Origin of the sequence: Streptomyces spongiae (genome assembly GCF_009377185.1) — a bacterium.
GTDB classification, from domain to species: Bacteria; Actinomycetota; Actinomycetes; order Streptomycetales; family Streptomycetaceae; genus Streptomyces; species Streptomyces spongiae.
This window is the reverse complement of record NZ_VJZC01000245.1, coordinates 1-13,952: the sequence shown is the minus strand read 5'-3', so window position 1 is coordinate 13,952 and position 13,952 is coordinate 1. Positions and strand designations below refer to the sequence as shown.

Sequence of the window (13,952 nt, the reverse complement as noted above, 5' to 3'; positions counted from 1 at the left end):
GGTGCGGGTTGGGTGTGGCTGGTCGCGCAGTTCCCCGCGCCCCTGTCGGGGCGCGGGTCCGCTCATTTCAGCCCCTCCGGCGTTTGAGGAGCGGGGTCCTGGGGCGAGGACCCTCAGGTCGCGTAGCCCCACGCGCGGGCCAGTTCCGACAGGCGGGGCGGCAGCGTGGTGGCCGGGTCGGCCTGGCGGGCGGCCTGGATGCGGCCCGACTTGATCGTCGTGGACCAGTCGCCGAGCTGAGGCCGGAACGTGCCGTGGTCCTTGGTCCCGTAGTCGAGCATCGAGGGCTCCCACCCGACACCCAGGTAGTCGCAGATGCCCCGCGTCACCTTCTCCGGCTCAGCCGTGAGCTCCTCGTACGTGATGACGTGAGAGGCCAGGTTCTGCCGCGCCTCCTCCAGCTTCTCGCTGTACGACAGGACCTCCGCCGCGATGGCCTCGTGATCGGGATCCGTACGACGGCTCGTCAGCGAAGCGATCACCGCACCGGGGTGACGCAGCAGCACGATGTACCGCGCGTCGGGCCAACATCGACGCAGCCGCGGCCAGATGAGCGTGTTCGGCGGCGTCTTGTCGACGATCAGCTCCTTGCCGCTGCGGGTGAGTTCCAGGTGCAGCAACCGGTCCCACAGCACATGCTCGATCTCGTCCTTGTCGAGTTCGAGCGCCTTCATGGCGTCCGCGGTGAAGTCCCGGGACATATGGACGTGCACCGTCCGCAGATGCATCTCGTGCGGGGCACGGATCCGGCTGTGGCTGTTCAGCAGCACCCGCAGGAGCGTGGAGCCGGACCGGACCGACGAGAGGACGAACACCGGCGACTGAACCAGCCGCGGGGCGCGCGGGGCGACGTACGGCTCCGCCGAGGCCCCGGTTCCGGCCCCGGCCTCGGTGCTTCGAGGCGCGGGCACCGCGTCCAGGTTCCGCTTCGGCGGGCTCACCGCCTCGGCGATCAGCCGGCCCCGGCGCCGCAGGCCCTTACCGATCGCATTGATACGCGGGTCTCGCACGATGACACCTCTCCACTGCCACTTTCGTTGCCCCGTATCCCAGGGGCAACGGGCGAACTTCAGGTGTCACGAAGGAAACGCGCAAGGGTCGCGACGGGCCGTGCACCCGCCGCGACCTGCGCGTTTACCTCTTTCTTAATTCTTGCTGCGAATCCCGCGAAACGGAATCACTACTTCTGCACGGACAGCCGCAGCGTCTTCACCTCGAAGGGGCGCAGCGACACCGGTACCGCGTTCCCCTCCGTGGCCACCGTCTCCAACGGGCGCTCCAAGAGGTCGGTCACCTCCGCCCCGGCGAGCGGGAAGCCGGTGCGCAGCACGCCCTCGGCGCGGCCGCCACGGGACTCGTACAGCCGGACCACGACGTCGCCGGAGGCGTCGTCGGCCAGCTTGACCGCCTCCACCGTCACGCCCGCGCCGTCGACCGACACGACCGGCTCGGACGGGCCGGCCGCTTCGGCGATCCGCAGCGGGAGGTTCAGCGCGTAGCCCTCGGCGACCGCGTCCTCGACACTCGCGCCCGGCAGGAGCGCGTACGTGAAGCGGTGCCTGCCCTGGTCGGCCTCCGGGTCGGGGATGCGCGGGGCGCGGACCAGGCTGAGGCGGACCGTGGTGGTCGTACCGCCGTCCTCGCGGACCGTGCGGGAGACGTCGTGCCCGTAGGTGGAGTCGTTGATCACCGCCACGCCGTAGCCGGGCTCGGCGATGTGCACCCAGCGGTGGCCGGAGACCTCGAAGCGGGCCGCCTCCCAGCTGGTGTTGGTGTGGGTGGGGCGCTGGATGTGGCCGAACTGGATCTCCGCGGAGGAGTGGGGCGCCCGGATGTCGACCGGGAAGCCCGCCTTGAGGAACTTCTCGGCCTCGTGCCAGTCGATGTCCGTCTCGAAGTCGATACGGGGGCTGCCGGCCCGGAGGGTGATCGTCTGGGTGATCTTCGAGCCCTTGCCGAAGGAGCGCTCGACGCGGATCGCGCCCCGCAGCGGGTCCTCCTCGACCACCGTCACGGAGTCCGCGTCCAGCAGGTCCGAGTAGCGGTTCTTGTAGTGCTTGTCGACGTCCCAGGCGTCCCAGTAGTTCGGGAGGTCCGTGTGCAGCCGGAGCAGGTTGCCCTTGTCGGCGAGCACCTCTCGGCCCCCGGCCCGCAGGTCGCGTACGGAGGCCAGGGTGCCGTCCTCGGCGACCTCCACCCGGACGAGGCCGTTGTCGAGGACGCGCCCGGTGACCATCACCGGGTCCGTGCCCTCACCGGCGCCCAGCGGCGCGCTGCCGTTGGCCGGGACGACCGTGTGGGTCAGGGAGCCGTCCGCCGCCCGGACCACCTCGCTGCGCTCCAGCGGGCTCGTGTTGAACACGCGTGCCTCGCCGCCGCCGAGTGCCGTGATCGCCTCGGCGGTCAGCTCCTCGACCTCCTTCGCGACCCGCGCGTACTCGGCCTCGGCCTCCCGGTGCACCCAGGCGATCGACGATCCCGGCAGGATGTCGTGGAACTGGTGGAGCAGGACCGTCTTCCACAGGCGGTCGAGCTTCTCGTACGGGTAGGAGTACCCCGGCGCGTGCAGCGCGGCCGTGGTCGCCCACAGCTCGGCCTCGCGCAGGATGTGCTCGGAGCGCCGGTTGCCCTGCTTGGTGCGGGCCTGGGAGGTGTACGTGGCGCGGTGCAGCTCCAGGTAGAGCTCGCCGACCCAGACGGGGGCGTCCGGGTACTCCTCGCGAGCGGCCTTGAAGAAGTCGTCCGGGTGCTCGACAACGACCTTCGGCGAGCCCTCCAGGTCGGCCAGCCGGCGCGCCCGCTCCATGATCTCGCGGGTGGGGCCGCCACCGCCGTCACCCCAGCCGAAGGGGGCCAGGGAGCGGGTGCCGCCGCCCTTCTCCGAGTACTGGCGGACGGCGCGGTCCATCTCCTCGCCACTGAAGCGGGCGTTGTAGGTGTCGACCGGCGGGAAGTGGGTGTAGATGCGGGTGCCGTCGATGCCCTCCCACCAGAAGGTGTGGTGGGGGAACTTGTTCGTCTGGTTCCAGGAGATCTTCTGGGTGAGGAACCACTCGTTGCCGGCGAGCTTGGCGAGCTGCGGGTAGGCGGCGGTGTAGCCGAAGGAGTCCGGCAGCCACACGCCCTTGGTCTCGACGCCGAAGTGCTCGATGAAGAACCGCTTGCCGTGGATGAGCTGGCGGGCCATGGCCTCGCCGCCGGGCAGGTTGCCGTCGGCCTCGACCCACATGCCGCCGACGGGCGCCCACTGGCCCTTCTTCACGGACTCCTGGATGCGCGCCCAGACGTGCGGGTAGTTGTCGCGCACCCACTCGTACTGCTGGGCCTGCGAGCAGGCGAAGATGAAGTCGTCGTACTCGTCGGCGAGCGACGTCACGTTCGAGAAGGTGCGGGACGTCTTGCGCTTGGTCTCGCGGATGGGCCACAGCCAGGCGGAGTCGATGTGGGCGTGGCCGACTCCGGAGACCGTGTGGGCGCTGGCGTGGGCGGGCTTGGCCAGGACGGGGGCGAGGACCTCGCGGACGGCCGCGGCCGACCCGGAGATGTCGTCGAGGTCCACGGTGTCCATGGCCCGGTCCAGGGCGTGCATGATCTCGTGGCGGCGCGGGTCGTGCGCTTCGAGGTGGACCATCAGTTCGCGCAGCACCTGGAGGTCCAGGTCGAGGTGCCAGACGTTCTCGTCGAGGACGGCGATGTCGGCGCGCTGGAAGGTGTAGATCGGCTTGTCGCCGGCGGTGAGGATGTCGCCCATCGGCGTGATCTTGGAGAAGCCCTCGGCAAGGATGTCCGGGTTGGACGCCGCCTCGACCAGGTAGTCGACCGATTCGCCGCCCACCGCCGGGTTGGCGATCGGCACGTACTGGTTGAGCGGGTTGACCGCCTTGAGCGGCTTGCCGTCCGTGAGGTGGACCAGGGCCTCGGCCTGGTTGCCGGGCCAGTCGCCGATGAACCCGAGGTCGATGACGGCCTCGACGCGCTTGCCGGCCCACTCGGCGGGCACCCGGCCGCGCATGCGGAACCAGGTCGTGCCCCAGGGCGGGCCCCACGGGGTGTCCATCGCGAACGGCTTGTACGGGGCGGCCGCCGCCTCCTCGAAGGAGACCGGCTCGCCGGGGGCCTGCCAGGCCTCGACCTCGAAGGGCACGGATGCGGAGTGGATCGCGGGCTTGATGCGCTGGTCGTGGACGCGCTGGACGCGCTCCTCGATCCGGCGGCGTTCGTCATGCATGGAAGAAGGTCTCCTGGGGACTGTGCGGGGCTCGCCTGAGCCGACCGTACGGGGCTCTACTTGAGGTACGCCATGCCCGGGTGGACGGCCGTGTAGCCGTCGACCAGCCTGCGGGCCACGTTCACGGAGTCGACGAGCGGGTGCAGCGCGAAGGCCTTCACCGCGGTCGTACGGGCGCCCGACTCGGCCGCCGACAGGACCTCGCGCTCGACGGCCTTGACCGCGCACACCAGGCCGGTGGCGTGGTCGGGCAGCGGGTCGACCGCCACGGGGTGGGCGCCGTTGGCGTCGACGAGGCAGGGCACCTCGATGACGGCCTCGGTGTCGAGGACCGCGAGGGTGCCCTTGTTGCGGACGTTGAGGATCAGGGTGGTGCGCTCGTCGCGGGCGATGGCCCGCATCAGGGCGAGGGCGACCTTCTCATAGCCGCCGGACAGGTCGTCGGCGTCGCGCTCGCCGGCGCCCGCGCTCTCCCGGTTCTCCGCCATGTAGGTGGCCTCGCGCTCGGCGCGGGTGCGGTCCCAGGCCTTGAGGGCGTCGGCGTCGGGGCGCCGCATCTCCTCGTAGAAGTGGGCCTGCTGTTCGCGCAGGAACGCGCCGCGGGTCTTCTCGGCCTCCTGGTAGGCGCGGACGGCTTCCCGGTTGAAGTAGTAGTAGTGCAGGTACTCGTTAGGGACCGCGCCGAGGGACTGGAGCCACTCGGGGCCGAAGAGCTTGCCCTCCTCGAAGGAGCCGAGCAGGTCGCGGTCGGCGAGCAGGCGCGGGAGCTCGTCACGGCCCGCGACGCGCAGGCCCCGGACCCAGCCGAGGTGGTTGAGGCCCACGTAGTCGATCCACGCCTCGCCCGGCTCGGCGCCGAGCACCCGGGCGATACGGCGGCCGAGGCCGACCGGCGAGTCGCAGATGCCGATCACGCGGTCGCCGAGGTGGCGGGACATGGCCTCGGTGACCAGTCCGGCGGGGTTGGTGAAGTTGATGACCCAGGCGTCGGGGGCGAGCCGGGCCACGCGCCGGGCGATGTCGACGGCGACGGGCACCGTGCGCAGTCCGTAAGCGATACCGCCTGCGCCGACCGTCTCCTGCCCGAGGACGCCCTCCGCGAGGGCCACCCGCTCGTCGTCGGCGCGCCCTTCCAGGCCGCCGACGCGGATGGCGGAGAACACGAAGTCGGCGCCACGCAGGGCCTCGTCGAGGTCGGTGGTGGCGGTCACCTCAGGTGCGTCGGGCACGCCTGCGGCCTGCTCGGCGAGGACGCGGGTCACGGCGGACAGCCGCTCCGCGTCCAGGTCGTGCAGGACGACACGAGTCACCCGGCCCTCGGCACGGTCGCCGAGGAGCGCCCCGTACACGAGCGGCACCCGGAACCCGCCACCGCCCAGAATCGTCAGCTTCACGCGACTACCACCTTTGCCGTACTTCCGGGTACCCGCCTCACGCCGGCACCACCTCCACGCCCGCCTCCTCCAGCGACGACCGCGTGGCGGGGTCGACGGGCGCGTTGGTCACCACCATGTCCAGATCCTCGGGTCCGCAGACCCGTGCCATGCCCGTGCCCGGGAACTTCGCGCGGTCGGCCAGCAGGACGACCTTGTCCCCGGCCTTGATCATGGCGCGCTTGACGGGCACCTCGACGACGGTGGTGTCCATCACGTGCCCGCCCGGCCGCACCCCGCTGGTGCCGAGGAAAAGCCAGTCCGCGTGCAGCTGGCGCAGGTTGTCCTCGGTCAGGAAACCGACGAGCGAGCGGTACTCGCGGCGGAGCATGCCGCCCAGCAGCACCAGTTCGATGCCCTCGTCGTCGGCGAGTTCCTCGTAGACCACCAGGTTGCTGGTGATCACGGTGAGCCGGCGGCCGTGCAGCTGCCGGGCCAGCCGGTAGGCGGTGGTGCCGATGTCGAGCAGTACGGACTGGCCGTCCCGGACCAGCGAGGCGGCCTTCGCCGCTATCGCGTCCTTCTCGGGCACACGCATCTCCGCCACCTCGGCGAAGGGCTGGTCGCCCTCCTCCACCACCGCGCCGCCGTGCACGCGGGTGAGCAGTCCCTCCTCCTCCAGTTTGACGAGGTCACGCCGGACGGTGGCGGGGCTCACGCCGAGCTGTTCGGAAAGGTCGGTGACCGCCGCGGGGCCGCCGGACCGCAGGGCCCGGAGGATGAGTTGGTGTCGTCGTTCTGCCAGCACCCGCTGAACAGTACTCGTCATCTTCAATCATTTCCATGCTCACTTCTGCTTGACTCTTGCCAAATCCCCGGGATGCGCGCACGATCCTGTGCATCAAAATCACGAGCTTGTGGTGACGCGCTCAAAAACGATCGTGGACGCCGGTGACGAGAGGATGCGCGCGTGGACGACGACCGGCCCGATGTACTGCTGACCGGGCTGCTCTTCTACGACCTCGTCCTCACAGGGCTGGGCAAGCCGCCGACGCCCGGCGAGGAGATCTGGACCGACGGCATGGGCTGCGGTCCGGGCGGCATCGCCAACCTGGCGGTCGCCGCCTCCCGCTTCGGCCTCACCACCTCGCTGGCCACGGTCTTCGGTGACGACTTCTACGGCGAGTACTGCCGTGACGTCCTCGACGGCCAGGAGGGCATCGACCTCTCGCTGTCCCGCACGGCGGAGGGCTGGAACACGCCGGTCACGGTCTCCCTCGCGCACGGTCACGACCGGGCGCTGGTCACCCACGGCCAGGAACCCCCGTACACCCAGGACGAGTTGATGGGCGACCCGCCCGGTGCGCGCACCGCCCTGGTGCACATCGAGGCCGAGCCCCGCGAGTGGCTCGCCAAGGCGGCCGCGAACGGCACGCACATCTACGCGGATGTCGGCTGGGACCCCACCCAGCAGTGGTCCTCGGCCCTCCTCGACCAGCTGTCCCTGTGCCATGCCTTCCTCCCGAACGAGACCGAGGCGATGGCGTACACGCGCACCGACAGCGCGGTCGCCGCCCTCGGCACCCTGTCGGAGCTGGTGCCGGTGGCCGTGGTCACGCGCGGCGGAGAGGGCGCGGTCGCCGTGGACCAGACGACCGGCGAGTACGCCGACGTGCCCGCCCTGGACGTCGACGTACTGGACGCGACGGGCGCCGGGGACGTCTTCGGGGCGAGCTTCGTCGCGGCCTCGCTGGGCGGCTGGCCCCTCGCCGAGCGGCTGCGCTTCGCGGTGCTCGCCGCCGGCCTGTCCGTGGGCCACCACGGCGGTGCCCTGGCGGCGCCCGGCTGGTACGGGGTCCACGAGTGGTGGCGCACGCTGGAGGACCCCGCGCTGCGGCGCGCGTACGGCTTCCTCGCCGACCGGCTGCCGGCCGACCCGGGGCCGCCTCTCCCCCACGCCCCTGTCACGCCGCCAGTCGGCACCCCCCACTGACCCCCACCTGAATCAAAGACATCCGAAAGGCGGTGGGAGCTTTGCGGCTCTCACGAAGGAGCCTGCTCCGCGCGGGCCTGGCGGGCACGGCCGCCACGGCGCTCGGCGGACTGGCATCCGGTTGTGCCGTCCCGACCGGTTCGACCGGCCGGAACATGGTCCTGTGGTACTGGGACGGCGGCCTCGGCGACACGGTCGTCAAGAAGGCGAAGGCCCGGTACGGCGGCAGCGTCAACCTGCGGGCCATCAAGATCGGCGGCTACTACCGGTCCAAGCTGATCACCACGATGGCAGGACAGGCGCACCTCCCCGACATCGCGGGCCTCAAGGGCGAGGACATGGCGTCGTACCTGCCCAACGCGGACCAGTTCGTGGACCTCAGGACGCTGGGCGCCGAGAAGTACAAGAGCCAGTACCTGCCGTGGAAGTGGGACCAGGGCATCGCCGACGACGGCACGATGATCGGCTTCCCGATCGACTGCGGTCCGGTCGCGCACTACTACCAGTTCGAGGTGTTCCGCAAGGCGGGCCTGCCGTACGAACCCGCTGACGTCGCCAAGGAGCTGAACACCTGGGAGAAGTTCTTCGCGGCGGGCGAGCAGCTGCGCAAGCGAATACCGGGATCCTCGCTGCTCACCGACGTCACCAGCGTCTTCGAGAACGCGGTGCAGCAGGGCAGCAAGCGGTACGTCGACAAGGACCGGAACTTCATCGGCGACCAGGAGCACGTGCGCCAGGCCTGGGCGCTCGCGGTGGAGGCCAAGCGACGCAGACTCGTCTCGAACCTCGTCACGGGGACACCGGACCAGATATCGGCGGTGGAGGACGGCAAGCTGCCCAGCCAGTTGGGCGCCTCATGGGCGGCCTACGACATCAAGAACGGCATGCCGAAGACCAAGGGCAAGTGGCGGGTCACCGACATGCCCGTGCGGCCCGCCAACAACGGCGGCTCGTTCCTGTCGATCACCAAGGCGTGCCGGGAGCCCGAGCGGGCCTTCGAGATCATCGCCTGGATGCTGAACGCGGCCAACCAGGCCTCGGGTTACGTCGACGCCGGCCTGTTCCCCTCCACCCCGGCCAGCTACGAGCTGAAGCAACTGCGCGAGCCCGACCCCTTCTTCGGCGGCCAGGTCACGACGGACGTCTTCGGCCCCGCCGCGCAGAAGATCGTGGTCGCCTACAACAGCCCGTACGACGTGGCGCTCGGGCAGCCGATCAAGGACGAGATCAAGAACGTCGGCGTCCTCGGCAAGGACCCGGAGAAGGCATGGAGTGACGCCATGAGCAAGTGCCGGCGCATCGCGAAGCACCTGGGGGTGAGCTACTGATGGCCACGGTCCCCGCGCTTCAAGAGCCCCCGGCCGTCGTGGCGGACGCGCCCGCCGCGCAGCCGAAGAAGGGGTTCCGCAAGTACTGGCACCTCTACGTCGCGATCTCCCCCTTCTATCTGCTCTTCCTGTGCTTCGGTCTGATCCCGGTGGGCTTCTCGCTCTACCTGTCCTTCCACCGCTGGGACGGGCTCGGCTCGATGGAGTGGGCGGGGCTCTCCCAGTACCAGTACCTGCTGAGCGACAGCGACTTCTGGGCCTCGATCGGCAACACCCTGATCATCTGGGCGCTGGCCACCTTCCCCATGATCTTCCTGGCGATGCTGACGGCCGTGATGCTCAACTCGGCCGTCCGCTTCAAGAACGTCTACCGCTTCGCCTACTTCCTGCCGAACGTCACCTCGGTGGTGGCGATCGCGATCATCTTCGGCTCGGTATTCTCCACCAACTTCGGCCTGGTGAACGCCCTGTTGCAGGCCGTGGGTATCGACCAGGTGGCGTGGCTGAACACACCGTGGGGCATCAAGGTCGCCATCGCGACACTGATGACCTGGCAGTGGACCGGCTACAACGCGATCATCTTCCTCGCCGGACTCCAGACCATCCCGAGCGAGCTGTACGAGGCGGCACGCGTGGACGGCGCCGGGCCCGTGCAGACCTTCTTCCGGGTCACGCTGCCCCTGCTGCGGCCGACCCTGCTGTTCGTACTCGTGGTCTCGACGGTGACGGGCCTGCAGAGCTTCACCGAGGCGCAGGTGCTGCTGCAGAACACCTCCAACGACTCGACGTTCTCCGGCGGCCCCGACCACGCGGGCCGGACGATGGTCCTCTACTTCTTCCAGCAGACCTTCGACAACAACGACTTCGGCTACGGCGCCGCCGTGGCGTGGGGCATCTTCCTCGTCGTCGTCCTCTTCTCGATCATCAACTGGCGCCTGGTGAAGCGCCGGGGCGAAGAATAGGGAGGCCGCACACCATGGCATCCATCAAGGGATCACGGCGTCGGGGTGTCGCCCTCCACGCGGTCCTGGTCATCGGGCTGCTGCTCTCGGCCTTCCCGTTCTACTGGGCCGTGATCATGTCGACGCACACGTCGTCGGAGATCTTCTCCTACCCGCCGAAGCTGCTGCCCGGCTCGCACTTCCTTCAGAACGTCCGCAGTCTCTTCGACAACATCGGCTTCTTCGGTTCGATGTTCAACTCGCTGCTCGTCGCGGTCTCGGTGACCTTCCTGGTCCTGTTCTTCGACTCGCTGGCGGCGTTCGTCTTCGCCAAGTTCGAGTTCCCGGGCCGCGGGCTGCTGTTCGCCCTGCTGATGGCGATCTTCATGGTGCCGACGCAGCTGGCGATCATCCCGCAGTTCGTGATCATGGCGAAGATCGGCTGGATCGGCTCGATGACGGCGCTGATCGTGCCCGCGGCGGCCAACGCGTTCGGCATCTTCTGGATGCGCCAGTACATGAGGAGCGCCATCCACGACGAGTTGCTGGACGCCTCGAAGCTGGACGGGGCGAACTTCCTGCGCCAGTACTGGCACGTGGCGCTGCCGGTGGTCCGGCCGGGCCTCGCGTTCCTCGGCATCTTCACCTTCATGGGCCAGTGGAACGACTACGCCTGGCCGCTGATCGCCCTCACCAACCCGGACAACGTGACCCTCCAGGTCGCCCTGTCCCAGCTCAACGGCGTGCACGGCACGACCGACTACGGAATGGTCATGACGGGCGCGCTCCTGGCTCTCATCCCGCTGCTGATCGTCTTCGCGGTCGGCGCCAAGCAGATCATCGCCGACCTCGGCAAGGGAGCCATCCGGTGATACCCGGCGATCCGTTGACCGCGCTGCGCCCGTGGGAGGCACCGGAGGTGACCTCCTGGGGCCGGATGCCGATGAGCGCGGTGGACCGGCGCGAGGGCGCCCTGTCCCTCGACGGCCGGTGGCGCTTCCAGCTGCTGCCGTCGCCCGACGTGGAGCCCGGCCCCACGTGGTCCTCGTCGTCGGTCCCCGGGGTGTGGACGATGCAGGACACGACCGACCTGCCGCAGTACACCAACGTCCGGATGCCGTGGGCCGAGTTCCCGCCGCACTCCCCCGCCACGAACCCCACGGGCGTGTACGAGCGGGAGGTGGACATCCCCGCCGACTGGGCCGGACGCCGGATCGTGCTCCAGGTGGGCGCCGCCGAGAGCGTGCTGCTCGTGCACGTGGACGGGCGGCCGGTGGGCGTCTCCAAGGACTCGCACCTGGCGGCCGAGTTCGACCTCTCCGGTGCCGTACGGCCCGGGGAGTCCGCCACCGTACGGCTCACCGTCGTGAAGTGGTCCGACGCCTCGCACATCGAGGACCAGGACCAGTGGTGGCACGGCGGGATCACCCGTTCGGTGCTGCTGTACGCGACGGACCCGCTGCACCTCGCGGACGTGACCGTGCGGGCGCGGTGCGACGGCGGGCTGCGGGTGGACTGCCGGGTGCGGTCGGCGGCGGGCGCGCTGCCCGACGGGTGGTACGTCACGGGGGATCTGGATGACCGGCCCCTAGGGCCTGTGTCGAAAGTGGCGCCTGCCGGGCGACGCCTGGCACGCACTCTCGCCGCACCGGGCGAAAGCCCAAGTACGTCCAGTACGAGGGCTTCCACCCGGCACGCCGAGAGCACGCACCAGACGCCGCCCGGCCCGCCCTTCGGGCGGACGACGCCACTTTCGACACAGGCCCTAGCGCAGGACGCCGAGTTCGACCGGCTGAACGCCGAGGACGAGCGCGTCTCCGAGTTCCTGGGCGAGGCCCGCCTGTGCACCACCGTGCCCGACGTGCGCGCGTGGACCGCCGAGACACCCGAGCTGTACGGCCTGACCGTGCGCCTGCACCGGGCCGACGGTTCCGTCGCCGACACCTCCACCCACCGGGTGGGCTTCCGCGAGGTCGAGATCCGCGGCCGGGACCTGCTGGTCAACGGCGAGCGGGTCTACATCCGCGGCGTGAACCGGCACGACTTCCACCCGCTCACGGGGCGGACGGTGTCGTACGACGACATGCGCGCCGACCTGGTGACGCTGAAGCGGTTCGGCTTCAACGCGATCCGCACCGCCCACTACCCGAACGACCCGGCGCTGTACGACCTCACCGACGAGCTCGGCTTCTACGTCGTGGACGAGGCGAACATCGAGTCGCACGACCACGCCCACGAGATCGCCGACGACCCGCGCTACACGTCCGCCTTCGTGGACCGCGTCTCACGCATGGTGCTGCGCGACAAGAACCACCCCTCCGTGATCATCTGGTCGCTGGGCAACGAGTCCGACTACGGCGCCAACCACGACGCGGCCGCCGGCTGGGTGCGCCGCCACGACCCGACCCGGCCGATCCAGTACGAGGGCGCCGCCAAGCTGGACTGGGCGGCCACCGACGACGCCTCCGACATCGCCTGCCCGATGTACGCGCCGATCGAGGACTGTGTCGCCCACGCGCTGTCCGGTGAGCAGACCCGGCCGCTGATCCAGTGCGAGTACTCCCACGCCATGGGCAACAGCAACGGCACGCTCGCCGACCACTGGGCGGCCATCGAGTCCACCCCGGGTCTTCAGGGCGGCTTCATCTGGGAGTTCTGGGACCACGGCATTCTCCAGCGGGTGAGCGACGGAAGACCGGCCGGGCGCGCGGGCGCGGGGCTGTACGAGGGCGGTGTCGCCGCACCGGGCCTGCGCTGGGCCTACGGCGGTGACTTCGGCGAGACGATCCACGACGGCGCGTTCATCGCCGACGGCGTGGTCTTCCCCGACCGCACGCCCAAGCCCGCGCTGTACGAGCACCGGGAGATCGCCGCGCCGGTACGGCTGTCCGTGGAGGGCGAGGGCACCTGGCGGGTGTTGCGGGTGCACAACCGGCAGCACTTCCGCGATCTGTCGTGGCTGGCCGCCGAGTGGGAGTTCGCCGCCGCCGACGGAGGCAGCTGGACGGTGCCCGCCGAGCTGCCCGACGTCCCGCCCGGCGGCGCGGCGGTGATCGACCGACCGGAGGTCCTCGACGGGGCCGGCGAGATCTGGCTGACCCTGCGTGTGACGACGGCCGCCGACGAGCCGTGGGCGCCGCGCGGCACCGAGGTGTGCGGCCCTCAGGTGCGCTGGTACGAGGCCGACGCGGGCGAGCCGGTGGTGGGTCTCCAGGAGGACGCCGCCGACGGGTCCGTCCGGGACGGCTTCGGTCACCTCATCCCCGCTGCGGGCGGCTCCGGTTCCGACGCGGCACCCGGGACCGACGCCGACGGCCTGCTGCTGCACCCGCTGCTCACCGCGCCGCCCGTGCTGTGTCTGTGGCGCGCCCCCACCGACAACGACGTCCTCGGCGGCATGGCCGGCCGTTGGCGCGACTGGGGCCTGGACCGCCTGAAGCGCGAGACCGTCTCCGTGGAGCGCAAGGGCGCCCAGGTCCGGGTGCGGTCCCGCTGGGCCACGGCCGCCGGGGCGGTCGAGCACGAGCAGACGTTCACCGCCTTGCTGGACGGCCGGGTGTTCGTCGAGGAGACGGCGGTACTGCCCGAGGAGCTGACGGACGTGGCCCGGGTGGGCACCGTCTTCGAGACCGTCGCCGGGCTCGACCGCTTCGCGTGGTACGGGCAGGGCCCCTGGGAGAGCTACCCGGACCGAGCCTTCGGGGCGCCCGTGGGGCACTACTCGGCCGCCGTGGACGAGCTGTTCACCCCGTATCTGCGCCCGCAGGAGAGCGGGGGCCGGCACGGCGTGCGCCACTTCTCGCTCACCGGGGACGGCGGCCACGGGCTGGCCGTACGCCTCGACGGACCCCGCCAGGTCTCCGTGAGCCACTACCGCGCCGAGGACCTGACGGCCGCCGCGCACCACGACGAACTGGTGCCCCGGCCCGCCTGCGTGGTCCACATCGACGCGGCCCACCGGGGCGTCGGCACCTCCTCATGTGGGCCGGACACCTCGCCCTCGTACCTCGTTCCGCCGGGCACCCATCGCTGGAGCTGGACCCTGCGCACCCTGTGAAACCCCTCCTCCCTCGACTCCACCCCCCGCCT

General features: G+C 70.4%; 9 protein-coding genes. 5 read left to right on the top strand and 4 right to left on the bottom strand.

Annotated elements, in window-relative coordinates:
• Positions 1 to 113: 113 nt before the first annotated feature.
• The 4 genes from FNH08_RS27820 to FNH08_RS27805 all read right to left on the bottom strand — a co-directional run bounded on the left by FNH08_RS27820 (position 114) and on the right by FNH08_RS27805 (position 6,409).
• Positions 114 to 1,010, bottom strand: a complete 897-nt coding sequence (locus tag FNH08_RS27820; protein WP_322725547.1) for a sulfotransferase family protein — start codon at positions 1,008 to 1,010, stop codon at positions 114 to 116.
• Between the two features lie 170 nt (positions 1,011 to 1,180).
• Positions 1,181 to 4,228, bottom strand: a complete 3,048-nt coding sequence (locus tag FNH08_RS27815) for an alpha-mannosidase (protein ID WP_152774281.1) — start codon at positions 4,226 to 4,228, stop codon at positions 1,181 to 1,183.
• 56 nt (positions 4,229 to 4,284) lie between these two features.
• Complete coding sequence (locus FNH08_RS27810) at positions 4,285 to 5,622, bottom strand: 6-phospho-beta-glucosidase (RefSeq protein ID WP_322725546.1); 1,338 nt, start codon at positions 5,620 to 5,622, stop codon at positions 4,285 to 4,287.
• A gap of 37 nt (positions 5,623 to 5,659) precedes the next feature.
• Positions 5,660 to 6,409, bottom strand: coding sequence for a DeoR/GlpR family DNA-binding transcription regulator (locus tag FNH08_RS27805; protein ID WP_322725551.1), 750 nt, complete (start codon positions 6,407 to 6,409; stop codon positions 5,660 to 5,662).
• A 162-nt stretch (positions 6,410 to 6,571) separates the two neighbouring features.
• Between FNH08_RS27805 and FNH08_RS27800 the strand changes: the two genes are divergently transcribed.
• The 5 genes from FNH08_RS27800 to FNH08_RS27775 are packed head-to-tail and all read left to right on the top strand — an operon-like array spanning position 6,572 to position 13,920.
• The gene (locus FNH08_RS27800) at positions 6,572 to 7,594 is read left to right on the top strand and encodes a carbohydrate kinase family protein (protein ID WP_322725544.1); all 1,023 of its coding nucleotides are present in this window, start codon (positions 6,572 to 6,574) and stop codon (positions 7,592 to 7,594) included.
• Between the two features lie 41 nt (positions 7,595 to 7,635).
• Positions 7,636 to 8,922: an ABC transporter substrate-binding protein gene (locus tag FNH08_RS27795; protein ID WP_152774279.1), complete on the top strand. Its 1,287-nt coding sequence runs from the start codon at positions 7,636 to 7,638 to the stop codon at positions 8,920 to 8,922.
• Positions 8,922 to 9,884, top strand: a complete 963-nt coding sequence (locus tag FNH08_RS27790; RefSeq protein ID WP_152774278.1) for a carbohydrate ABC transporter permease — start codon at positions 8,922 to 8,924, stop codon at positions 9,882 to 9,884. The genes FNH08_RS27795 and FNH08_RS27790 overlap by 1 nt, the downstream gene beginning before the upstream one ends.
• 14 nt (positions 9,885 to 9,898) lie before the next feature.
• Entirely contained in the window at positions 9,899 to 10,735 is an 837-nt protein-coding gene (locus FNH08_RS27785; protein WP_152774277.1) for a carbohydrate ABC transporter permease, read from the top strand.
• Complete coding sequence (locus tag FNH08_RS27775; protein WP_407704467.1) at positions 10,735 to 13,920, top strand: glycoside hydrolase family 2 TIM barrel-domain containing protein; 3,186 nt, start codon at positions 10,735 to 10,737, stop codon at positions 13,918 to 13,920. Before FNH08_RS27785 ends, FNH08_RS27775 begins: the two co-directional genes overlap by 1 nt.
• Positions 13,921 to 13,952: the final 32 nt, after the last annotated feature.